General features: G+C 55.9%; 19 protein-coding genes. 12 read left to right on the top strand and 7 right to left on the bottom strand.

All coding sequences use genetic code 11. From position 1 onward, the window contains the following. Positions 1–15 precede the first annotated feature (15 nt). Complete coding sequence (locus B1748_RS19760) at positions 16–402, bottom strand: YtxH domain-containing protein (protein WP_087569671.1); 387 nt, start codon at positions 400–402, stop codon at positions 16–18. A 151-nt stretch (positions 403–553) separates the two neighbouring features. Between B1748_RS19760 and B1748_RS19755 the strand changes: the two genes are divergently transcribed. From B1748_RS19755 to B1748_RS19745, 3 genes are all read left to right on the top strand, one after another. Further along, complete coding sequence (locus B1748_RS19755) at positions 554–2,455, top strand: FAD-dependent oxidoreductase (RefSeq protein ID WP_087569670.1); 1,902 nt, start codon at positions 554–556, stop codon at positions 2,453–2,455. Positions 2,456–3,096: 641 nt separating this feature from the next. Then, on the top strand, positions 3,097–4,872 hold the full coding sequence (locus B1748_RS19750; RefSeq protein WP_087569669.1) for a class I adenylate-forming enzyme family protein: 1,776 nt from the start codon (positions 3,097–3,099) through the stop codon (positions 4,870–4,872). After that, on the top strand, positions 4,872–6,020 hold the full coding sequence (locus B1748_RS19745; protein ID WP_087569668.1) for an acyltransferase family protein: 1,149 nt from the start codon (positions 4,872–4,874) through the stop codon (positions 6,018–6,020). The genes B1748_RS19750 and B1748_RS19745 overlap by 1 nt, the downstream gene beginning before the upstream one ends. A gap of 133 nt (positions 6,021–6,153) precedes the next feature. On the opposite strand, the gene B1748_RS19740 is transcribed toward B1748_RS19745, so the two are convergent. From B1748_RS19740 to B1748_RS19725, 4 genes are all read right to left on the bottom strand, one after another. Further along, positions 6,154–7,044: a DUF4358 domain-containing protein gene (locus B1748_RS19740; protein ID WP_179215688.1), complete on the bottom strand. Its 891-nt coding sequence runs from the start codon at positions 7,042–7,044 to the stop codon at positions 6,154–6,156. A gap of 218 nt (positions 7,045–7,262) precedes the next feature. After that, positions 7,263–8,126: a bifunctional hydroxymethylpyrimidine kinase/phosphomethylpyrimidine kinase gene (gene thiD, locus B1748_RS19735; protein ID WP_087569666.1), complete on the bottom strand. Its 864-nt coding sequence runs from the start codon at positions 8,124–8,126 to the stop codon at positions 7,263–7,265. Further along, a complete protein-coding gene (locus tag B1748_RS19730; protein ID WP_087569665.1) occupies positions 8,123–8,938 on the bottom strand; it encodes a WYL domain-containing protein in 816 nt (271 codons plus the stop codon). The genes thiD and B1748_RS19730 overlap by 4 nt, the downstream gene beginning before the upstream one ends. After that, on the bottom strand, positions 8,925–10,244 hold the full coding sequence (locus B1748_RS19725) for a helix-turn-helix transcriptional regulator (RefSeq protein ID WP_087569664.1): 1,320 nt from the start codon (positions 10,242–10,244) through the stop codon (positions 8,925–8,927). Before B1748_RS19725 ends, B1748_RS19730 begins: the two co-directional genes overlap by 14 nt. A gap of 696 nt (positions 10,245–10,940) precedes the next feature. Between B1748_RS19725 and B1748_RS19720 the strand changes: the two genes are divergently transcribed. The 6 genes from B1748_RS19720 (at position 10,941) to B1748_RS19695 (ending at position 16,932) form a co-directional block, all read left to right on the top strand. Then, the gene (locus B1748_RS19720; RefSeq protein WP_087569663.1) at positions 10,941–12,089 is read left to right on the top strand and encodes a slipin family protein; all 1,149 of its coding nucleotides are present in this window, start codon (positions 10,941–10,943) and stop codon (positions 12,087–12,089) included. Positions 12,090–12,777: 688 nt separating this feature from the next. Then, a complete protein-coding gene (ltrA, locus tag B1748_RS19715; protein WP_087569662.1) occupies positions 12,778–14,103 on the top strand; it encodes a group II intron reverse transcriptase/maturase in 1,326 nt (441 codons plus the stop codon). Between the two features lie 228 nt (positions 14,104–14,331). Beyond that, entirely contained in the window at positions 14,332–14,805 is a 474-nt protein-coding gene (locus tag B1748_RS19710) for a GNAT family N-acetyltransferase (protein WP_087569661.1), read from the top strand. Positions 14,806–14,945: 140 nt separating this feature from the next. Beyond that, positions 14,946–15,623 (top strand): protein kinase family protein, encoded by a 678-nt coding sequence (locus B1748_RS19705; RefSeq protein ID WP_087569660.1) that lies wholly within the window; start codon positions 14,946–14,948, stop codon positions 15,621–15,623. Positions 15,624–15,642: 19 nt separating this feature from the next. Continuing rightward, entirely contained in the window at positions 15,643–16,149 is a 507-nt protein-coding gene (locus tag B1748_RS19700; RefSeq protein ID WP_087569659.1) for a CYTH domain-containing protein, read from the top strand. A 57-nt stretch (positions 16,150–16,206) separates the two neighbouring features. Then, on the top strand, positions 16,207–16,932 hold the full coding sequence (locus B1748_RS19695) for an AAA family ATPase (RefSeq protein WP_373271288.1): 726 nt from the start codon (positions 16,207–16,209) through the stop codon (positions 16,930–16,932). Positions 16,933–17,329: 397 nt separating this feature from the next. Here the strand turns inward: B1748_RS19695 and B1748_RS36900 are convergent, their stop codons facing one another. Further along, positions 17,330–17,467 carry a hypothetical protein gene (locus B1748_RS36900; RefSeq protein ID WP_179215687.1) on the bottom strand — a complete coding sequence of 46 codons (138 nt, stop codon included), beginning with the start codon at positions 17,465–17,467 and terminating at the stop codon, positions 17,330–17,332. Positions 17,468–17,499: 32 nt separating this feature from the next. Then, on the bottom strand, positions 17,500–18,888 hold the full coding sequence (locus tag B1748_RS19690; RefSeq protein WP_087569657.1) for a DUF5808 domain-containing protein: 1,389 nt from the start codon (positions 18,886–18,888) through the stop codon (positions 17,500–17,502). A gap of 89 nt (positions 18,889–18,977) precedes the next feature. Between B1748_RS19690 and B1748_RS19685 the strand changes: the two genes are divergently transcribed. From B1748_RS19685 to B1748_RS19675, 3 genes are all read left to right on the top strand, one after another. Beyond that, complete coding sequence (locus tag B1748_RS19685) at positions 18,978–19,964, top strand: Gfo/Idh/MocA family protein (protein WP_087569656.1); 987 nt, start codon at positions 18,978–18,980, stop codon at positions 19,962–19,964. Beyond that, positions 19,961–20,674, top strand: a complete 714-nt coding sequence (locus B1748_RS19680; protein WP_087569655.1) for a DUF4085 family protein — start codon at positions 19,961–19,963, stop codon at positions 20,672–20,674. The genes B1748_RS19685 and B1748_RS19680 overlap by 4 nt, the downstream gene beginning before the upstream one ends. A 122-nt stretch (positions 20,675–20,796) precedes the next feature. Next, positions 20,797–21,165, top strand: a complete 369-nt coding sequence (locus tag B1748_RS19675) for a DUF3221 domain-containing protein (protein WP_087569654.1) — start codon at positions 20,797–20,799, stop codon at positions 21,163–21,165. Positions 21,166–21,738: the final 573 nt, after the last annotated feature.

Raw genomic sequence — 21,738 nt, 5'->3', positions numbered from 1 at the left:
CTGCGATAACCCCGCTTATTGCGCCGGGTCAGGCTGGAGCCCTTTGCTCTTAACCTCGGAGTTGGTTGGCATTTTGTCCATCTCCTTGCCGAGGCGCTGAATATCGTCTTGCAGCGGTGCCATGGAATTGATATCGGATTTTACGCCGTCAACCGCTCCCTTGACGCCGTCTACTGCGCCTTTAACGCCCTCAACGGCTCCTTGTGCCGCTTCCTTCGTGTTTTCGCAGACGCTTGCGGCAACCTCTTTCGTACGCTGCCCAAATGCTTGCAGCGCGTTCATCAAATCGGCTCTAAGTTTCTCGCCAGACTTCGGCGCGAGGAGCAGGGCTGCCGCCGCTCCGATGAGTCCTCCTACTACTGCCCCGGTTACGATGCCACTTGATCCTTGTTCCTTAGACATATGCGATCACTCCTGTTCTCGAATTGGTAAAGGCGTCCTTGCCTTATGACTCTACTTAACCCATCCCCCCGAACTTGAATCACGCGGTTATAATTCCTCCATTCTGCAAAATATAACTTCATCTGATCCAGATGGGAGATGAAGAGAAGGATTGTCACCGAAAAAGAAATGGATTGTCGCCGCTGTATGGCTGCTCTTTGCCGTTGCGATCGGCTTGCCCTGGTTCATGGACACGGCATCGCGGCCCAGCGCCAGTTCTGCGGAGGCCGTGGGATTAACGCTTTCAAAGGCGGCAATCGAGAAGTATGACGTTATAGTTGCGGGGACAGACCCGGAGGGGATAGCTGCAGCATTGTCCGCGGCGAGGAACGGACTTCGCGTGCTGCTCGTAGATGGCAGAGGGCGAGATCGGCTGGGGGGCCTGCTCACGATGGGCTGGCTTAATTCGCTGGATCTGAATCTGGCTCCTCAGCAGACTGCCGAGGCGAAGCGGAGCGGCAATTATGATTTTCTGAACAAGGGCATCTTCCAGAAGTGGTACGATCAGCTTGGCGGGACTTCGTTTGATGCTAATGCGGCGGCAGATCTGTTCGAGCAAATGGTCAGAGACGAGAGGAATATTTCGCTTCTATTAGGTGTCAAATCCATGGAACCCAAGCTGGAAGGTAAAGTAGTCCGGGGACTGGCCATTACCGATGGGAACGGGCGACGCCGCGTCCTGCAAGCTCGGGCGGTCATCGACGCGACGCAGGATGGCGATATTGCCGCTCTAGCCGGCGCGCCTTACACCGTCGGGCGCGAGGATCTTGGCAATCCGGATGCGCGCATGGCCGTTACGCTCGTGTTCAAGCTAAGCGGCATGACGGAGGACATCTGGCAATCCTTCGGCAGACGCAAGGACACCGGCGTGGATCAAAGCAGCGCATGGGGGTTCCTGGAGGCGAGCAACTATCCCTCCTCCAATCCGGACAGGGTGGCGCTGCGCGGATTAAACATTGGACGGCAGAAAGACGGTACGATACTCGTCAACGCCATGCATATTTTTGGCGTAGATCCTCTCGATCCGGTCTCCGTGCAGGAAGGGCTGCGGATCGGGCGGCGGGAAGCGCCGCTTATTGTCGAGTTTTTGAAAACAACGTTCGAGGAAATGAAAGATCTGAGCTACGCCGGCACGGCGCCGGAGCTGTATGTCCGCGAGAGTCGGCATTTGCGGGGGGAATATCGGCTGACGATGGCGGATTTGATGGAGAACCGGGACTTCTGGGATGCGATCGCGTACGGCTCTTACGACGTCGATATCCAGCGGCTTGGACGAGGTGATTACGGCGCGATTATGATGTCGCCCCGGCAATACGGCGTTCCATTTAGAAGCCTCGTTCCCAAAGAAATCGATGGGCTGCTCGTCGTCGGGAGATCGGCCAGCTTCGATTCGCTGCCTCATGGCAGCGCCCGTGTCGTCCCGCTCGGCATGGCGACGGGAGAAGCGGCCGGAGCAGCGGCCAGGCTGGCCATAGACGGGGGAATATCGTTCCGGCAGTTGGCCGCATCAAGGAGCGGAATTTCGAAGCTCCAAGCTATGCTGCGCGGCCAAGGCATGGACCTTCGCATGCGCGAAGCAAAGCAGCCGGCGTATCAGGGCCATCCGACTTACCCGGGACTGCTGGCCGCGGTCAGCATGGGCATGACGCTGGGCGGATATGACAATAATCGCTGGGATCTGGACGGCCTTTCGAGCAAGGACCGATATTTGACGATGATGCAGAGGCTGGTCAAGATGCATCCCCGCTATTTCCGGGGCAAACCTGATGGAGTGATGGCCGGCTATTTGAAGTCGGGGGAGCCGGTTACGCTTGAGAATGCTGCCCATGCGTTGCTGCTGACGTCGGGAGTTCAGGTTAAGCGTGAGCAAGCGGTGGCTGAATTAAAGAAGCGGGATTGGATAACGCCAGCGACTTGGTCGCTGATCAGCCATCCCGGCGGACTGACGAACGGAGAGACATTCATGCTGGTGCGAGACGCCGTCGCCAGACATGCGGGCGTGACATATCGGTAAGTATGAACCTGCCTGCCATATCCCTTTAAAGCGCATATATAAACCTATACCCTCGATATTGCTGCTAAAGGGGGACACCGTGCGTTGGGAGCTGCGCGCGGTGCAGATTCTAACTCACCCTTCTCCTTCACACCGACCGTGACCCTACATTACCATTTGGGAGTTGGCTCTTAGCGGTACGGGTGTAAGCGGGCGGGGAAATTAGGAGGAAAAATGCCATCTAATCACAAGAGTATCCTTGAATTTCTCCACTTAAAGGGAAAAACGCCATCTAATTCGCTGCTTTCGAGTCTGTATTGATGGTTTCGGGCGAATTAGAGGGTACTTTTCCCTTAATTTTATCCAGGGAGTGGAGATTGATAAATTTAGTGGGAGGTTTTCCCACTCGCTTCAATCGATCCCCATTAGTCAAAAGAATGAGAAGCTTCGCAGCCCGCTATTTGAGTTGCCAATGCAACTGGATTGGGCGATAACACTTACCTTACGCTTCAGAAGAGGCTTTGCTTTGCAAAGCTGGAGTTCGCTCATCTTCGAGGGGCCTTGCGAGAGGTTTTCTTTATTAGAATGTTCTTTATTAAGAACAATAATGGTGTTATAGTAGATAATGTGTTCCATAACAAGATCGGGGGTCAAGGTGAAGGATGGCATGGCGCAGCGAGTATCAAACGGGCACGGTTCCTGCGATGCTGGAGCAACGGGCTTTGGAGCATCCGGGCGCGGTTGCTTATTGTTTTCCTGAGTGGGGGCAACGACACACTTGGCGCGACATCTGGACGGAGGTGCGTCCGCTTGCCTGCGGGTTGCGCCGTCTTGGCGTGCGCAAAGGCGACAAGGTCGCCCTGCTGATGACAGGGCGAATGGAAATGATTGTCGCGATGTATGCGGCAGCTTGTTTGGGCGCGATACTGGTACCGCTCAATGCTTACTCCCGCAAGGAAGAGCTGGCCGTGTATCTCGAAGAGTCTTCCCCCTCTGTGTTGCTGCTTGGAGCGGAAGGCCACAAGCAGCAGTATCCCGCCATGACAAGAGAACTGGCGGAGGAGCTTAAGGCGCGTCATGGCTCGCTGCCGGACTGGCTGCCCGGAGCGGAGCGAATATTCGTGGTTGGCGGCGGATCAGATGGCGACAGATGCGGATTCCGTTCCTATCAGGAGCTGGCGACGAGCGTTGGTACGAAGGAAGAAGAGGATGCCCTATTCCGGGAAGCAAGTCAGCAAACGGCGGCTCGCGACCCGCTCGTGCTGCTGTTCACCTCGGGTACGCTCGGCAAACCCAAGGGCGTACTGCGTACGACGGCTTCCTTTCTTGCGCCGTCGGCTAAGGAGCCGGGACGAGGCCGGTTAGCTACCTTAACGGCAAAAGCGAGCAGCTGGATCATGACGCGATTTAATATGCTGAATTTGCTGCCTCTTTACCACATGGGGGGCTTCGCAACGATTCTTACAACGATGACAAGCGCACCCGTCGCCACGGTCATGCTTAGCCGCTACAACCCCATGCAAGCTTTGGAAGTCATCGAGAAGGAACGATGCAGGGTACTTGTCGGCACGCCGTTTATGCTGCAGGGAGTGATTGGCGCTCCCGAGAGAAGCCGGTACGATCTGTCATCGCTGATTGGAGTGGCATTTACTTCGGCTGCCGTTAACCCCGTCATTATCAGGCGTGTGACGGACGAGCTGAAGCTGCGATTTTTTCTGGTCAGCTATGGCTCCTCCGAGGCGGGGGCGGTGGCGAGCGGCACCTGTCTGATGGGAGGTGGGATTGTGCTGCCGCTTCTGTACCGCATGCTTAAGCACACCAGGCTGCTGGGCGGACTTATTCCTTACGATAAATTTATGAGCGAGAAATACAGTCTCGCGGGCAAGGTTGACCGAAGCATCGAGATCCGCATCGAGGATCCCGTGACGGGGTTAGCTTTGCCACGCGGCGAGCAGGGGGAAATTCTTATTCGCGGGCATCGGGTCATGCGATATATTCGCGACGAGGCGGAGCGCCCTTGCCATCAGCACGACGGCTGGTACCGTTCGGGTGATCTGGGTACGATCGACGAACAGAATCAGCTTACCATTGCGGGACGAATGCACCGGATCATTTCGCGGGGCGGCGAAAAGATCTCGCCGGTCGAAATCGAGAACGCGATTCTGCGAATCCGCGATGTAGAGGATGTGATGGTGCTCGGCATTCCCGACGAGCTGTACGGGGAGCAGATCTGCGCATGCGTCGTGCCGAAGCCGGGAGCCAAGTTGTCGGCGGAGCGCTTGCGGGTGGAGCTGGCTCCGTACCTGTCTGCGTTCAAGCTGCCAAAGGAAACGATCTTCCTGTCCCAGCTGCCCATGTCCGGAACGGGCAAAGTATCCGTAGCAGAGATGAAGCAACTGGTGCTGCAAGAGCTTGGCTCGCTGCGGAGACATGCGTAATGAGGCGGTTCTACCCCGGCATTACGTTGTTCAAGCTGGCCGGCGCGACTCTCGTGCTGGTTGCGCACGCTCTCTTGATACCATCCATGGTTGCGATGGACCTGCCGCCGCTTGCGTCATTCCTTATGTTGGAGGGACGTGTCGTCGTGCCGTGTTTTTACGTCGTATCGGGCTTCCTGCTGTACAAGGGTTGGTCGCATGCTTCTAAGCCAGGAGCCTACGTCAGGAAATATTGGCTCCGGATCGCCGCCGTATACGCCGTCTTCTGCCTGTTGTTCGCAGCCGAATTCAATGTGCCCGCGCTGCTCCAAGGCGGACTGGGATTATCCAACCTCATTCTGCAGGCCAAAATATTGGTGATGGCCGTGTTCGTGAACGGTCCGCTGCTCCAGCTGTGGTTCATTCCGCCCTTGCTGTTCGGCTCCGTCGCAGCCTACTGGTTGTTGAACCGGCTGTCTCTTAAAATGATTCTTATCATGCTCGCTGTATTGTATGGTGTCGTCCAGTTGGCCTCGGGCAGCTTGCTCAGCTTTACCGGGATGGGCCAGGTTGACATCGCGTCGCTGTCAGGTATCTTGTGGACAGGCGCCACTCGTTATCTGGGTTTCGGGCTTACATTTGTCGTGATGGGAGCATTAATGGCGAAATACGAGGAGCAATTCCTGAGGATGAATGTCCGCTTGGTTGCGGTACTCGCGATTGGCGCCACGGCTGCGGAGACGGTGCTATTGACGACTCTCGCACCTTGGAGCGACGCTTACAAGCTGACAATCGCTATGCTGCCGAATACGGCGCTTCTGTTCTACGGCGTGCTTCGCATTCGCAACGCGACCATAACGGCGCATCATCGTCTGCTGAATCTATTCAGCATCGTCACGTTCGTCGGGCATATCCCGCTTATGCGATTAAACAAGATTCTGTTCGGCTGGGGTGGAAGCTTGGACCTCGTCCTGTGGCAGCAGATGCTGCAATCGCTGCTTACGTTCGCCGAATGCGCGGCGCTGACCCTGTTGCTTTATCGCAGGAGCCGCAAGTCCGGACTTGCGGGTGAGCGCGCGGCATCGCCAGGAGAGGTGGAAACGTCGGCGGGAATGTCTTCCGACCCGATGATTGGGTCGAAGCGGCAGACGCGGACTTCCGCGGGATGACCGCCCATAAATTTGAAGGCTGAACGGCATGGGCTGCCTTGTGCTTGTGTATACAAACCAAAGAAGCTTCCAGAACCAAAACGAGGGGCTGAAAGCTTCTTATTATTTTCCGATTCGGAGACTTTGGATGCAGTTAACCGAAAGACGCTTCGAATGCCTTTTTAATGGCTTCCTGGTCGTGCGAGATGGAGAACAGCACGTAGTTGCCGTTACGGACAATTTGATAGTTTTTGGCATCCTCGTATTGGTCAGGGAGGTAGGTCGAGAACGTCTCGATGATGTCCTCGGCGCGTTTCGTTAAACCTTCCTTAACCGCATCATAGTGCTTAGAGGATTTCAGTTTGACGACGACCAGCTCCGTTGCTTTGACGTTCATCATCGCTTGTTTGAATATACCTTCCTCGAGCAGCTCGGCTCCGTCGAAGTAGTAGAAGTCTTTGATCTGCTCTCCGGAAACCTCGATAAGCGCCGGCAACTCGATGTCACCCGTGATGTTGGCCGCGATATCACTCACCGCCACATTAGCGCCAGGAGTATCGGGCTTGGCCGTCGGGCTGGGTTTCGCGGTAGGCTTGGCGTCAGGTTTAGTTGTTGGTTTCACAGTAGGTTTAGTCGTCGGCTTAGTCGTCGGCTTTGCTGTAGCCGCAGGCTTCTCCGCGGGTTTGACCGTCGGCTTGGCGCTCGGGGCGGGTTTCTCGCCAGCGTTGCCCGAGGCTGATGCGGATGGTTTAGTTCCGGGCCGATTCGCATCCACTGGTGGGGACGCGGAAGGAGCTGCCTCCGCTTCTTCTGATGGAGCTGAAGAAGCTGATGACTCCGTCGAAGGCGAAGCAGTCGGGTTTGATGTTCCGTCCGCAGGCGAATTTTCCGGCGAGGCGCTCTGATCCGGTGTTTCCGTCTGACTGGCGTTGCTGCTGCTTCCGTTGGAGTCGTTACTGCTCCCGTTGCTGCAGCCGGAGGCGACCAGCGATAGGGCGATGGTGAGAGTGGCTGCGATTTTGAGCCAAGGTGTGCGATGATTCATTATGTAATCTCTCCTCGTCATGATGTCGAACATCTAGACGGGAGGAGGGAGAGTAAGGTTGCAGAACGCGTAAAAGCTATGACTCCGTACCCAAGTATGTTGACATCGTCAAAGCAGCGCAGAGACGTTCCCGAACAGCCGTGTTTCGGTGACACCGGCAAAGCAGCGCAGAAACGCGCCGGAACGGCCCGAGTTTCTGCGAGACCTGAACACACTAGTTAGTGTACGGATTTGGAGTGATCAAGCCGGCGTGCTCGCCGTCCATGCGCCCAGTGATTGGTGGGACCGTGTCCCGAGCCGATGTCCAGGCTGTCTTCGATGGCCGCGCGGATAAACGACTTGGCGAGTTCGGCGGCTTCGGGGACGTTCAGTCCCGCTGCAAGTCCTGCCGCCAGCGCGGCCGAATAGGTGCAGCCTGTTCCGTGGGTGTGCCTCGTATCTACGCGAGGGCTTTCCCAGTAGCGGAAGCGGCCGTCGTCGTACAGCAGATCGACGGTGACGTCTCGCGTCGATTCGTCATGCCCGCCTTTGATAGCGACGCTGCCGGCCCCCATCGCAACCAGCAGCCGTGCCGCTTTTTCGCGATCCGCCATCGTGGCGATCTTCATCCCGGTCAGCGTCTCCGCTTCCGGGATGTTCGGCGTGATGACGCGTGCCAGCGGCAGCAGACGTTCCTTTAGCGAGCGCAGCGCATCTTGCCGCAATAGCTCGGAGCCGCCCTTGGCGATCATGACGGGGTCGATGACCAGATTGCGCCAGCCGAAGGAAGCAACCTGATCCGCGACGGCGTCAATGATAGGCGCTCCGACGAGCATGCCTGTTTTGACCGCATCCGGAACCAGGTCATCGCCTACGGCGCCGAGCTGAGCGACAACGGCGTCTGCGGTCATTGGATAGACGGCGCGTACCCCCAGCGTATTTTGCGCAGTAACCGCCGTGACCGCCGACATGCCATAAACGCCGAGCTCCTGAAACGTCTTTAGGTCGGCCTGAATGCCGGCGCCGCCGCCGCTGTCCGACCCCGCAATCGTCAGCGCCTTGCGGACGGTGCCATCGTCTCTTTTGGGAGCTTGAGCCTTCATTCCGTCGCCCCCTCATCCACGCCATATCGCTGCAGCGCCCAGGAGACGGTCTGCTTCATGCGGGCGATGAGCCGATCGTTTTCGACGATGCGGATGCGTTTGCCGAGGAAACGCGCCTTCGACAATACGTATTCCTGCTCGTTAAGCGAGAAGTACAGCTTGATCCGGTATTCGTCCCGCTCTTCGTCGAACGACACCTCCCGCTCGAAGCAGGAAAAAGCGTACAGGATGCGCGACAGCTCCTCGTTATAGGCCGGCACAACGGCGATGACGGCCTCGGCCCGGCGCGAGACGAGATAAGCCTTGGCCTGGGCCGTACATCTTGCGAAGCGTTCGGGATCGCAAGGCTTCTCGCTGACCTCGGCGAGCTTCGACAGCCTAGTATTCATCAGCATGCTTTTGCGGGAGTCGTACCAGAGCAGATACCATTCCCGCTTTACCATGGAGTATTCCAGCTTGAAGGGAATTGCGTTCTCGTGGGCGTTGGAGCCGCCGCTCTTAACGCTGTACGCGATCCGAAGTGCACTGCAGGCATGGATGGCACGGCGAATGGTGCGGATATGAGGGTGGTACACCATCTTCTCCTTGCTGGCCGCCTTGTGCAGCAGATGCGGCGTCCAGTCCACAACGGGCTCCTCCCGGAGCATATCGCGCAGTTTGTCCAGCGTCTCCGGGAGAAACGCCTCCTCCGCGGCGGGATGCGCCAGCATGGACTTCAGCCATGAGCGCTCGTGCGAGGTAACCATCGCCGCGCCGCCGTCCTGTAGGCGGGAGAGGAGCTGGTAATTGAATATTTTCTCAAAGGGATTCATAATACTCTCTCAGCTCCTTCCATTCCGCAATCATTTCTTCCCGGAGCCGCGCCGGCTCCAATACCTCGCAGCTTGAGCCGAAGCTGCGAAGCCAAGGCTTAATCTCAATGATCCCGTTGACTTCGATCTCATAAAGGAACGATATTTCATCTTCCTCCGTAATGACGCCCCATTGTCCTTGCTGCAGCACGCGTTCGCGAACAAAGTCCGGGATCGACGGTCCCGGCTTATAAAAGCGGGCCCGGACGAGCGTCTTGCGGCCCGTGTCGACGAGCCAGCTGTGGCGGATGCGCTGCTCCAGCAGCCCAAGCTTTTCGTTCCAGCTGTCCGCATCGGCGGCATCGCCCACGGACAGATCCGTCACTCCTTCGAGACGGTACTTCTTGATCCCGTGCCGCGCCCCCCAGCCTAGCAGATACCATCTCCCGTATTGATGATCGTAGACGATCTTGAGCGGCAATACCCTCTCCCGATTGCCTCCGGCCTCGCGTTCGAAGAGCGGATTGGTGTTGCGGGAGGAGTAGCTGGTCTCTTTTTTGGGCGAAAAATAACGAAAAGAAACATAACAACGCCCCTCGATAGCCTCGAACAACGGAAATAAGTGGGCCTCGTCCAGAATGCGGGAGTAATAATGGTATTTATAGCGGAATACGTCCAGGCTCTCCGCGTCGAACCCGCGATCGCGCGTCAGCAGCTTGCTCATCATGTCCCGCAGCAGGTACCCTTGCACGGATGGGAGCTGGGTATTCGCCATCATGCAGGCGTAGTCGTGCACATCGAGAAGCTCGTCCTCCGCGAGCAAGCCTGCGAACCTGTCCCACAGCGCGTACCGGTAAGGGCGCGGACCGGGCTCACGGATAATGACGCCTACTCCCTCCAAATATTTCAGATCGCCGCGAATCGTCTTCTCATCCGGCAAGGCGAGCTCAGGCGGCATGGCTTCGCTGCAAGCGTCCAGCAGCTCCATAGCCGTCTTGGCGTCTTCCTTCATCGCGCCGAGCAGAATCGACAGACGTTCGCTCTCGGATTCTTTGAGCGACTTCGCGCGGAACAGGAACAGCAGCAGCGGGTCCGAGGAATCCAGATAGCTAAAGCGCAGCAGCTCCGCCATGTCCCGCTGCTCCGCGGCGCCGTCTCGTCCGTTAAGCGAGCTGGCGGCGATTTCGCGCAGCCGTTTCATCATTTTATCGAAGGTGTGGACGGAGATGCCGAGCTTCTCCGCATACTGTTGGCGGCTGTAGGCACCGCTCGTCAAGGCAAGCATACGCAGGAACTGGATTTCCTTGTCGAAGCTTTCTCTGGCCATACTTTCTCTCCTCTCACGGTCCGTTTGGCGTTCCACTCATTGTAACAGTTCTGCGGCAGGTGCCCATAGCTTAAATTTCCTTTCCCCTCGCCTAACGGCATGACGGCGCTATCCTTCCAAGCTCCATAATGCGTCCAAGTCATCGCCCGGGAGGCTGTGCTTCTCTCGTTCATAACGCTCTCGTAATACTTTCGCCATGTTCGCAGTATTTCCCATCCCTTATGATAAAGAAGGTTCATAAAGCACTGGCGTTGCAACCCGGCGGGGATGTCCATTCATCCCGCAGTGCGGGCGCAAGTATGCGCTCGTATGCTGTGCGCGTGCAGGCTATGAACCTCCATTAATCGGGTTCGACTCCCGATCGCTTTAAGAGCGAGCTCATGGTAGAGCACTCAACTGATAATTGAGTCCAAGTATGATTTTCCCCAGAAGACCCCGGGACGGAAGCGGACGAAGACGCCAAGGCGGATTCGCCGCGAACGGAGCTATGCAGCAGGGCGGATCCCGATCGGCGCAAGGGACGAAGAATGTTTACTGGAAAGGCAGTGTGATGCAATCGAAGTCGGATTGCCGAGCGCTGCCCGGATAAGGGGCATGCCTGTCGTCCGTCTTAGCGCCCATCTCAAGCCCTGTTCCGCTGCCGGAGCGGTAGCGCCGCTTCCGTATCAGGTCGCCACAACGAAAGGAGCAATGAACATGATACATACATTTACGGTTCGAAATGATCAGCGAGGCCTGTTGTTCAAAAAAGGAAGCTTTGTCAAATCGCTTCGCCCAGGCACATACCGATTCGCCGCTTGGTCGGGCTACACGATGACGATGATGAATCTTGCGGAGCCCTTCGCGGTTCCCGGCAAGGAGCTGATGTTTTTCTTGAAGGACGGGGAGCTGCGGAGCGAGCTTGCGATCGTGGAGGTAGGCGATCACGAATACGTTCTGCATTACGAGGACGGCAGGTTCTCCCGACTGCTGACGCCCGGCAAGTACGCCTTCTGGAATGTGGCCGTCAGCCATGATTTCCGCCGGATCGACGTTCGGGTACCGGAGCTCGGCCCCGAGATCGAACGCTCCATTCTGCCCAAGCTTGCGGGCTACTATCACATGCACGAGGTCGCAAGCTGGGAGACGGGGTTGCTCTTCTACGACAACGTTCTGCAGCGAGAGCTTCGTCCCGGCCGCTACTACTTTTGGAGAGGGCCCGTCAGCGTCGCGCTGAAGAACGTCGATCTTCGCCAGCAGCAGCTAGACATGACAGGCCAGGAAATCATGACGGAGGACAAGGTGACGCTCCGCCTCAACTTCGTCTGCCAATACCGTATCGTTCATCCGCTCAAAGCGCTGGAAATTCGCGGCTTCGACGAACAAATGTACATCCTGCTGCAGTTGATCCTTAGGGAATACGTCGGCACGATGAAGCTGGACGATCTGCTTCGTACGAAGCAGGAGATCGGGGCTTACGCGCTGGGCAAGCTGAACGAGCGCAGCGAGGAATACGGGGTCGCCTTCCAGTCGGCGGGCGTGAAGGACGTTATTTTGCCGGGCGATGTGAGGGATATTCTGAACACGGTTCTCCTGGCGGAGAAGAAGGCGCAGGCCAATCTCATCACGCGCCGCGAGGAGACGGCATCCACGAGAAGCCTCCTGAACACGGCGAAGCTGATGGACGAGAATGTCACCTTGTACCGTCTGAAGGAGCTGGAATTTCTGGAGAAGATCTGCGAGAAGATCGGCACGATCTCCCTGACGGGCGGCGGTGGCAGCTTGCTGGAAGGACTCAACTCGTTGCTTGCGGCGAATGGCGCGGGGGGAGCTGGCGGTGCGGGTAGTACGGGCAGTGCGGGCTGAACTGGCGGCACGATCGGAACGTAGCGGACTTAACGGTCCGCTGCGTTTTTTTGGTGCGCTTGGCAGCGCAACGACTAAGGAGTGAAAGTCTCCAGTACACCGCGAGGTGGCGGAAGTACATAGCTGACACATAGTGCGCAGTCCGTGAGGATGCGTACGGAGGATGTGAAGGCAAACCCCGGAACAGGCGGCACAACCATGTTGGCTGGCAAGATCGGACGACCCTGCCAACAAAGGGGATGTCCAATACCACCATTGGTCTTGCAAGTTAGGAGGACTGGATTCGGGGGAAAGTCGAATGACGTGACCCAAGGAGATCTCATCGTTTCCGCTAAGCGGTAACCCCACCTCAAGACCGCGAAGGTCAAGGGGAGACTATGGATGGTGAGAAGTCAGACGTAGGGATAGTAGTGAAGAAGTTTGCTGGAAAAGCCGCAAAGGCAAACGAATCGGCACTTTGTTGTCGATGCAGGCATCGACCCAAAAGGCGGTGACCTGTGTGAAGCCCGAAACCGTGGAAGAAGAGAGATTGAAGGACGCCATGTGCCAGACAGGAGCCGGTGAGCTACGATGTGCGAAGAACCGGGGAATGAACATAAGGAGAAGCCGTCTGGGGCGAGTACCATCAGAGAAGTGGAGATTGCCGAAAGGCTACAAGCCATGAAACTGAAAGGGAAGGAGAACGAGCATGGACGAACAAGGGAAACACAATCGCTCTCGTGAAGCAGTAAAGCAAGGAGACCGCAAATGGTACAGCCTCATCGACAAGATTTGGGCGAAGCCAAACCTGGAGGAAGCCTTTAAGGAGGTTAAACGCAACCGAGGTGCCGCAGGGATCGATCGGATGACCATACAGGCATTCGAATTGCAGTTGGAACACCATCTAGAAGTGCTTCAACAGACACTGAAGGACAAAACGTATCGTCCCAAACCGGTACGTCGTGTCTACATCCCGAAAGCAGATGGAACGCAAAGACCCCTAGGCATTCCTACCGTGGGAGACCGAGTGGTACAAGCCGCGGCAAGACGCATATTGGAACCGATCTTTGAAGCCAAGTTCATGGACTGCAGTTATGGATTCCGCCCGGGCAGAAGTGCGCATATGGCCCTTCAGAAAATAAGGGATGACCTGGATGACGATTATCGGTACGTCATTGACGCGGACTTGAAATCGTACTTCGACACCATCCCGCATGAGAAACTAATCGGAATGGTTAAAGAGACGGTAACAGACGGCAGCGTACTGTCCTTAATCGAGAAATTTCTGAAAGCTGGCATACTGGAAGACGGGAGTTTTCATCTCAATGAACAAGGAACGCCTCAGGGAGGAGTCATTAGCCCACTGCTAGCGAACATTTATCTTCACCCACTGGATCAAGCTATGACCGAGAGAGGACACAGGCTGACGCGATACGCGGATGACTTTGTTATCTGTTGCAAAACTCAAAAAGGGGCGGAGCGCGTCCTGAAGTCTATCGTCAAACTGCTTGAAAGAGAGATGGGGCTAAAAGTTCATCCGGAGAAAACGAAGATCGTCAACAGCAAGAGGGAGGCATTTGTGTTTCTAGGTCATATGTTCAAACCGGGAAAACGAATGACGCCATCAGACAAAGCGATGACGAAATTTAAAGAGCGGGTGAAGGAGATAACGAAGCGGAACCAAACCGTGGATGTACAGCAGCTGGTGAGGAAAATGCTCAATCCCTATCTGCGGGGATGGGGCAATTATTACGGTACAGGTGATGTACGTAAGCAATTCCAAGACTTGGACGGTTGGATAAGAAGAAGACTTCGTTCGGTACAATTACGAAGTTGGCGTAAAGTGAGGAAGCTCCATCGAGAGATGCGAAGAAGAGGCTGGACAGGTGGAGTAATGCCAAAGATGCGTATGACAGCATGGAGAAACTCCAAAAGCCAACACGTCCATTATGCGTTACCCAATAAGTGGTTTGAAGAGATCGGACTTTGTAGTCTCTACTTGATTTGCAAAGACCTTCATCCCCAGCGGGGATAATCATGGAGGAGCCGGATGCGACGACCCGCATGTCCGGATCTGTGAGAGGCCTATGCGCTTGCGCATAGGCCTACTCGATTTGGCGATAAGAAAGGTTTAAAATCTAACAGCCTCGCCGGCGACGCTATTTGTCCGATAGGCAGTGAGTAAAAAGCATTAAACGGTTCAATGTGTTTGTGCGGGGTGTAATTGTGTATACTTAGATCGTTTGGATGGAGGCGATACGGGATGGAAATCAGGGGATTTCAGGATTCGGATATAGAGGAGATCATAACCTTGTTCTATGACGCGGTACATACTGTGAACAGCAGGGACTATACGCGGGAGCAGTTGGATGCATGGGCGCCGGCGGAGGACATGGAGCGTCGTGCGGCAGCATGGCTGGAATCCATGGCGGCGAATTTTACTTTGGTTGCCGTCATCGAAGGCACCCTAACGGGATTCGCGGATATGACAGAGCATGGTCATCTGGAAAGGCTGTTCGTTCACAAGGATTATCAAGGCCGGGGCATTGCATCTGTTTTGGTAGGGATGCTGGAAGCGGAGGCTGGCAGGCTTGGGCTCCCGACGATCGATACAGATGCCAGCGTGACGGCAAGGCCGTTCTTCGAGCGCCGAGGTTATGTTGTGGTCAAGGAGCAAGCCCCCGTTCGTAACGGGATTGCGTTAAGAAATTATAAAATGATCAAATCGCTGAGCTAGAGAGTCGGTTCCCAAGCGGAAGATGGTATACTCATGGCATGCCCCGCAATCGAAACATGAGATGCACATGATCGTATAAACCCATTATTGGGTATGAAGGAAGATAGATCGTAAGGCAATCGACCGAGGGGGCCAATAGGATGGCTGAAGATTGGAAAGCAGCGGAAGCATGCATCGCCCGCATTAAAGTCATAGGCGACGAAAGCAACCGTCAAGTGGATGTGATCGGCGAAGCAGACGGGCTGAATCTCATCGGCATCGGTACGGACGCGGCCGTTTTTCATTACGAGGGAACGCCTCGGTATGCGTATAAGGTGTATTCGGACCATGCCGTTTACAAAAAGAGCATCGAACGCGACGTCTACGAGCGGCTCGCGGGCATTCCGTATTTTCCGAGCCTGCACGGAGAGGGCGACAACTATCTCGTCATCAGCTACGAGCCCGGACCGACGCTGCAGGACTGTCTGACCGAAGGCATTCCGGTGCCGGCGCAGGCGATCCGGGACGTCGAGGAAGCAAGGCGGCTCGTACGGGAGCGCGGATTGAATCCGCGGGACATTCATCTTAAGAACGTCATTCTGCAAAACGGTCGCGGCAAAGTGCTTGATGTCTCCGAATACGTAGAGGGCGGCAACGACAAGCGCTGGGAGCATCTCGTATGGGCGTACGAGAAGTTCTACGGTGCCATCGAAGGCCGGCGCATACCGGAGTGGCTGCTGGAAGCGGTGAAAAAAAGCTATAACAAGCTGGATCAATCCAGCTTGAATTTGGAGGATATCGCGGCCAGAGTGAACCGCGTGCTGGCTAGATTCAAATGAAACGGGAGGATGGAACGGTATGGCATTGGAGATCGAAAAAAAATATTTGCTGGCGGTGGAACCCGCCGTTTTGACCAAGGAAGGCGTACTTTCCGCGCACAAGGAGCAGCTCATCGAGCAGACGTATCTCGCGATCGACGAGACGCAGGAGCTGCGCGTTAGACGAATCCAGGAGCTCGGGAACGGAGAGGTGACTTACACGCACACCTTCAAGAACGGCAACGGGCTTGTGCGCGAGGAAGTCGAGTACGAGATTACGGCGGGAATCTATGAGCAGATGGTGAATGCATTCGGTTTCTTGCCGCTGACGAAGAAGCGCATCACGGCGGTGTGGAACGGCAGGGTTGTCGAGATCGATATTTACGATCAGTTGGAGTTGTCCGTCGTGGAGGTCGAATTCAGTTCCGTGGACGAAGCTAACGCGTTTCAGGCGCCGGACTGGTTCGGCGAGGACATCAGCTCGCAGAAGCAATACAGCAACAAGACGGTCTGGAAGCAGCTGCAAGGGGAGAAGTGGCAACGGTAGAATTCGGAATGGGGGAGAGGCATGTCGATCCATCGTAACGGTCATTATTTGCGCAAAATGGTGCTGGAACGAGACAACGTCCCAACTTTCGGCCGTTATCCGTTCAGCTTGGACGCGATAAGGGAATTCGACGAGTTGTCGTTCCATCCCAAGGTGACGTATCTCGTTGGCGAAAACGGAGCGGGGAAGTCGACGTTGATCGAGGCGATCGCGGTGGCGCTGGGCTTCAATCCGGAGGGCGGCACGATCAACTTTAACTTCGAGACCGCGCGCACGCATTCGGAACTCCATGATTACATGCGCCCGGTTCGCGGAGCTCAGCGTCCCAAGGACGGCTTCTTTTTCCGGGCGGAGAGCTACTTCAACGTGGCGACTTATCTCGATGAGCTGGACCGCGAGCCGGGATTCGGCGGGCCCTTGATCGCTTCCTACGGAGGCTCGTCTCTGCATGAGCAATCGCACGGGGAGTCGTTTTTTGCGACGTTCCTGCATCGGTTCGGCGGTAACGGCCTGTACATTATGGACGAGCCGGAGGCGGCGTTGTCGCCCTCCAGGCAGCTGGCGATGCTGGCGCGCATGCACGAACTGGTGCGGGACAACTCCCAGTTCATCATCGCGACCCACTCCCCCATTCTGATGGCGTACCCCGACGCATGGATCTACCGGCTGACGGAGAGCGGCATCGAACGGACGGCTTGGGAGGACACGGACCATTACGTCATTACGTCGCAATTTCTGAACAACCGCGATCGGATGCTGCGCGAACTGCTGGAGGAAGGGTAGGAGAAGCGGATAGAGGGGTTAGTTGGCGAAGCGGCTCGGGAGAAAGTGGCGTTTGTTTGAGCGGCAATGGTGCGACGCAGAGTTTGAATGTCGGCTCTTTCAAGTAACTATTTGTTGCAGCTTGGTTGTCGGTGAGAGCGACTTAATTGTGCAAACCGGCGGTTGTGGAGGCAGCTAAGTCGTCAAGAGCGACTTAATTGTGCAAACCGGCGGTTGTGGAGGCAGCTAAGTCGACGAGGCCGACCTAATTGTGCAAACCGGCAGTTCTGGAGGCAGTTAAGTCGTCGAGAGCGACCTAATTATGCAAACCGGCGGTTCTGGAGGCAGTTAAGTCGTCGAGAGCGACCTAATTATGCAAACCGGCGGTTTTGGAGGTAGTTAGGTCTTCGAGAGCGACCTAATTATGCAAACCGGCAGTTCTGGAGGCAGCTAAGTCGTCGAGACCGACAAATTCGCCCGAAAAGGCGAGATTGGAGGCCAGTTTGTCCGTCTCATCGACGCCGACATCGACATTGACAGAAAAACCAACCTCCACGTCGCGAGTTCGCCCTGAAAGCAGCTAACTAGCTACCCCGCCGTTAGCGCCTTCAGTTGACTGAACAGCGTTGCCGTCGCGGCGGGATCCTTTTCGTTGTAGACGACATAGCGGTCCGGCAGCTTGATGAGGATGTACGGCGCGTTTCCCTTGAAGACGTATAGCTTCGCCGCCCCAAGCTCCGTCAATTTGAAGTCGCCGCGCGCATATTCCGACGTGGCGATGCCGTTTTGACGGAAGCCGCTCGGCATGTCGTCTTCCAGCGTCAGCTCCAGCACGTCCTCCAGCGCGAACCTCAGCGGATACATCGAATCCTCGATGATCACGTTTTGTTCGTCCTGGATGATAAGCTTCGGCGGGCTCGTATCCGCGCGGACGACCATCATCGCGATCGGGATGATAATAGCCGCGACGACGGCCAGCGTGCCGTAGTAGAACATTCGTCCCGCGCGCGTGGCCATGTTGACCGTCGAACCGATGCCGACCCGCTTGGGGACGAAAACGGACTTGTCCTTGGGATTGTAATAGGACAGGCCATGGCGCCACAGGGCATCGCCGTCTGCCGGGTAAGTGCTGCCATCCGTATCCCCGTAACGGTACTCCAGCTCTTTAATATGCTGATGCACGACATAGATGCCGATCAGCGGTACGAGCGACACCATAAAGATGCCGCCGAACCACAAGCCGGGATCTCCCGAATACCCTTTGGAGAGCACGTTATAAGCGACAAAAGCGTTCACCGCCTCGAACAAAGCCAATGCCAGCCAAAGGATCGACCATAACCTGGCCGCCGCAGCGTTAATCGCCATATTCGGCAAAGCGTTTCGGCTATGCGCCCGAGGTTTGCCGCGGCTAAATGCCAGGTACAGCAGGAACATGACGGCTGTCATAACAAGCGACGCGAAGCCGGACAGCCTAAGCACGCCGACGCCGCCCTTCAGCGAGATCACGATCAGCGGGACGGACATCAATGCGGGCAAGACGAACCAATAGGGAGAAAGCGGAAGTTTGCCCTTCATAAGCGCGATGTCGATGTCGACTCGCACTTTTTTGCGAGTGCCGGGCGCGAACCAGTCGTTGTCGCGTTTCAGCTTGGCCGCCTTGTAGTGAATCCGTTTGAATGGTACGGTAGACGTGTACATAACGCCGGCCAGCCATAAGAATACATAGATGAAGCCTAATGAGAATGTATCGCCGAACCATAGAATGGGAAGCGCCGCGACCGCGGCCATAACGGCGAACAACGCGTAACTTTGGCGATATTCCCTCTTAAGAGAGAGAAGCCGCTCGTCCTCCAGCACCTCGATTGGGAGTTTAACGCCGAACCATAGCCCGTCTTTGGGCTTGGAATGCCCGAGATAGATAGCGACAACCGTGGCAAGAACGATCAGAACAGGCGCAAGCAATAGGTATGTTTCCATAAGTAGCCCCCTTCAGGCATGCTTGTCAGTTGCTCCGACCCACTATAATATAGACGAATTTTTTTGTCAAAAAAGAAAGGACGTACAACATGATCAGATTCGGCATTATCGGTACGAACTGGATTACGGACAGATTCCTGGCGGGAGCGGCGCTGCATCAGCAATTTAAGCTGTCAGCCGTCTACTCCCGGACGGAGGAACGCGCCAGGGAGTTCGCCGACAAATACGTTATTCCTCACGCATTTACAGATATGGACGCCATGTTCGCGAGCGGCGAGATCGATGCCGTGTACATCGCGAGCCCGAACAGCCTGCACGCCGAATACGCCATCGCGGCCATGAACCGAGGCATCCACGTTCTTTGCGAGAAACCGATCGCATCCAATAGCCGCGAGCTTGAGGAGATGATCGACGCCGCGCAGCGGAACGGCGTGCTGCTGATGGAGGCGCTGAAGTCGACGTTGATGCCCGGGTTCGGAGCCGTTCGCGAAGGGATAGGGCGGATCGGGAAGGTACGGCGTTATTTTGCGAGCTTCTGCCAGTACTCCTCCCGTTATGACGCTTACCGCGCGGGCACGGTGATGAACGCGTTCCGTCCGGAGTTCTCCAATGGATCTCTTATGGATATCGGCATCTATTGCCTGTATCCGGTCGTCGCGCTGTTCGGCAGGCCGAATTCCGTAAAGGCTTCCGGCTATATGCTGGAGTCGGGCGTTGACGGGGAAGGCAGCATTCTGATGCAATACGACGAGATGGACGCGGTAGTCCTCTATTCCAAAATAACGAGCTCTTCGCTCCCGAACGAAATCCACGGAGAAGACGGCAATCTTGTCATCGACAAGATCAGCGAGCCGGAGGTGGTGCAGCTCCAGTTCCGCGACGGCTCCGTAGAGGATCTAACCAGGCCGACCGTGGAGTTTAACATGTTCTACGAGGTGGAGGAGTTCATCCGGTTGATTCAAGAGGGCAAGACGGAGTCGGAGGTCAACTCGCATGAGCTCTCCCTGATCGTCATGGAGATTATGGACGAGGCGAGGAAGCAGATCGGTCTGGTCTACCCGGCCGATGCCCAATGATCATGCGTTACTTCACGGCCGAGCTATACGAGAAAATGCAGGTGCGGGGTAGTCTCGTCTTCCATGAAACGCTGGAGGATCACGAGGAGGACCTCCGATGGTATGCGGAGCAGAATCGGGATTACGACGCGATCGCGCGCGATAACTATCTCATGCTTGAGCCGTACTTCAACCGATATATGCCGAAAGTCGTGCGGGAAGCCGTTGATAGAGGGGAAGGAGACTTGCTTCGCTCCAGCTGGCCGTCTCCGGCCTTTCGCTCACTCTTGGAAGGATGGGCGCAGTCCCTGGAGAAGGAATGGAGAGCGGCGTGCGAGACCTACCGGGAGCATTACCGCACGATAGAGAGCCGTCTTCCTCCCGAAAAGGAAAGCCTGGTTCGGCTGCATGACGCCAAAGTGCTTCAGGTCACAGTCACGGACGGCGGCTCGGGCATCGATCTGCTGCTGGATACAGGAGGCTCCATGCTGAGCGCGAGCGAGACGTTGCTTCGGTTCAACGGAGTCACGCGTTACGACCTCCCGGATGACCTCGTCGGCAATTGGTGGCTGTACGAGGAGCTTGAGCTTCCGGCAGGGGGCATTGCGAGAGATGGAGCGGGAGAGACGGGCTTTCAAATCCGCGCGCTGCTGAGCTCCCCGAGGGGTTACCTGGCGATGAACGAGCTGTCGATTACGGCGGAGTCGGTTGACGTCGTTTTAACCGCATAAGAAAGCGACGGGGTCGATACTTTCGATCATGCTTGAATATTAGGGTGAACAAGGCTTGTCCCGCTGCAACCTTGCTTTGCGAAGCAGCGTCAAGGAGTTAAACCCTTGTGAGGAGTGGTCGAATGCGAAAGCTGGTCGCAACGGCATTGATAATGTTGGTAGCTTTGTTGGGCGGTTGTTCGGGGGACGGAGGCGCGACAGGAGACAAGCCGGGGAGCGGCAGCCCCCACGACGAAGAGTGGGAGTATGGCACCGGTTACGTTTTGGAGAAAGCGGACGGCAGGCTGCTCATCGTGTCGAAGGAGTTCGAGGCGGGAGCGACAAGCGAAGACGTATTGAAGCTGGGCTCGGTAAAAGCGATTTGGCTGAAGGTCGATGCCGGCCCGTACGAGGATGCTGCTATCGGAGACCATGTCCGGATTACCGTGGTCGGCGCGGTCGCGGAATCGTACCCCGAGCAAGGAACGGGCAGCATAGAGAAGATAGAGTAACGGCGCTCGACAAAGAGCGCAAACGTATTTGCTACTCCAAGCGCCATCGGCGTTATTAACGCCTACAGCAGCTTATTCGCCTACATTTTGGCTCCATCAGCGTTATTAACGCCTACAGCAGCTCGTTTGCCTACATTTTAGCTCCATCGGCGTTATTAACGCCTACAGCAGCTTGTTCGTCTACATTTTGGCTCCATAGTCGTTATTAACGCCTACAGCAGCTTATTCGCCTACATTTTGGCTCCATCGGCGTTATTAACGCCTATAGTAGCTAATTCGCCTACATTTTGCAGAAATTTTGCAAAGAACCGTAACCGCTAATTACAAAGGATAATTTTACAAAAAGAAGAGGTTCCTGTACCGTAGTGAGTAACGACAAACCCTACGGAAAGGAAACCTCTTGCATACAATCGTATCGAAGAATTCGGTTATCCGTCAAGTAATAAGGGAGTTTGTCTCTCACATTCCGCAATTGTGGAAGGATGCTTACGCCAAGAAATTATTTACAGGGAACACATCGCTCTTATATCTCTTCGGTATTTTGCGGCAATGTCGCTCGGTTGCAAGCATTGC

Origin of the sequence: Paenibacillus sp. MY03 (assembly GCF_002165585.1) — a bacterium.
Classification (GTDB): Bacteria; Bacillota; Bacilli; order Paenibacillales; family Paenibacillaceae; genus Pristimantibacillus; species Pristimantibacillus agaridevorans.
This window is presented reverse-complemented; position numbering and strand designations above follow the sequence as displayed.

Coding starts and splice junctions, on each gene's coding strand:
- B1748_RS19710 (WP_087569661.1), top strand. CDS start 14,332: ATGGAAATCAGGGGATTTCAGGATTCGGATATAGAGGAGATCATAACC.
- B1748_RS19740 (WP_179215688.1), bottom strand. CDS start 7,044: ATGAATCATCGCACACCTTGGCTCAAAATCGCAGCCACTCTCACCATC.
- B1748_RS19730 (WP_087569665.1), bottom strand. CDS start 8,938: ATGAATCCCTTTGAGAAAATATTCAATTACCAGCTCCTCTCCCGCCTA.
- B1748_RS19685 (WP_087569656.1), top strand. CDS start 18,978: ATGATCAGATTCGGCATTATCGGTACGAACTGGATTACGGACAGATTC.
- B1748_RS19700 (WP_087569659.1), top strand. CDS start 15,643: ATGGCATTGGAGATCGAAAAAAAATATTTGCTGGCGGTGGAACCCGCC.
- ltrA (WP_087569662.1), top strand. CDS start 12,778: ATGGACGAACAAGGGAAACACAATCGCTCTCGTGAAGCAGTAAAGCAA.
- B1748_RS19695 (WP_373271288.1), top strand. CDS start 16,207: ATGGTGCTGGAACGAGACAACGTCCCAACTTTCGGCCGTTATCCGTTC.
- B1748_RS19705 (WP_087569660.1), top strand. CDS start 14,946: ATGGCTGAAGATTGGAAAGCAGCGGAAGCATGCATCGCCCGCATTAAA.
- B1748_RS19725 (WP_087569664.1), bottom strand. CDS start 10,244: ATGGCCAGAGAAAGCTTCGACAAGGAAATCCAGTTCCTGCGTATGCTT.
- B1748_RS19690 (WP_087569657.1), bottom strand. CDS start 18,888: ATGGAAACATACCTATTGCTTGCGCCTGTTCTGATCGTTCTTGCCACG.
- B1748_RS19760 (WP_087569671.1), bottom strand. CDS start 402: ATGTCTAAGGAACAAGGATCAAGTGGCATCGTAACCGGGGCAGTAGTA.
- B1748_RS19745 (WP_087569668.1), top strand. CDS start 4,872: ATGAGGCGGTTCTACCCCGGCATTACGTTGTTCAAGCTGGCCGGCGCG.
- B1748_RS19720 (WP_087569663.1), top strand. CDS start 10,941: ATGATACATACATTTACGGTTCGAAATGATCAGCGAGGCCTGTTGTTC.
- B1748_RS19750 (WP_087569669.1), top strand. CDS start 3,097: ATGGCATGGCGCAGCGAGTATCAAACGGGCACGGTTCCTGCGATGCTG.
- thiD (WP_087569666.1), bottom strand. CDS start 8,126: ATGAAGGCTCAAGCTCCCAAAAGAGACGATGGCACCGTCCGCAAGGCG.
- B1748_RS19675 (WP_087569654.1), top strand. CDS start 20,797: ATGCGAAAGCTGGTCGCAACGGCATTGATAATGTTGGTAGCTTTGTTG.
- B1748_RS19680 (WP_087569655.1), top strand. CDS start 19,961: ATGATCATGCGTTACTTCACGGCCGAGCTATACGAGAAAATGCAGGTG.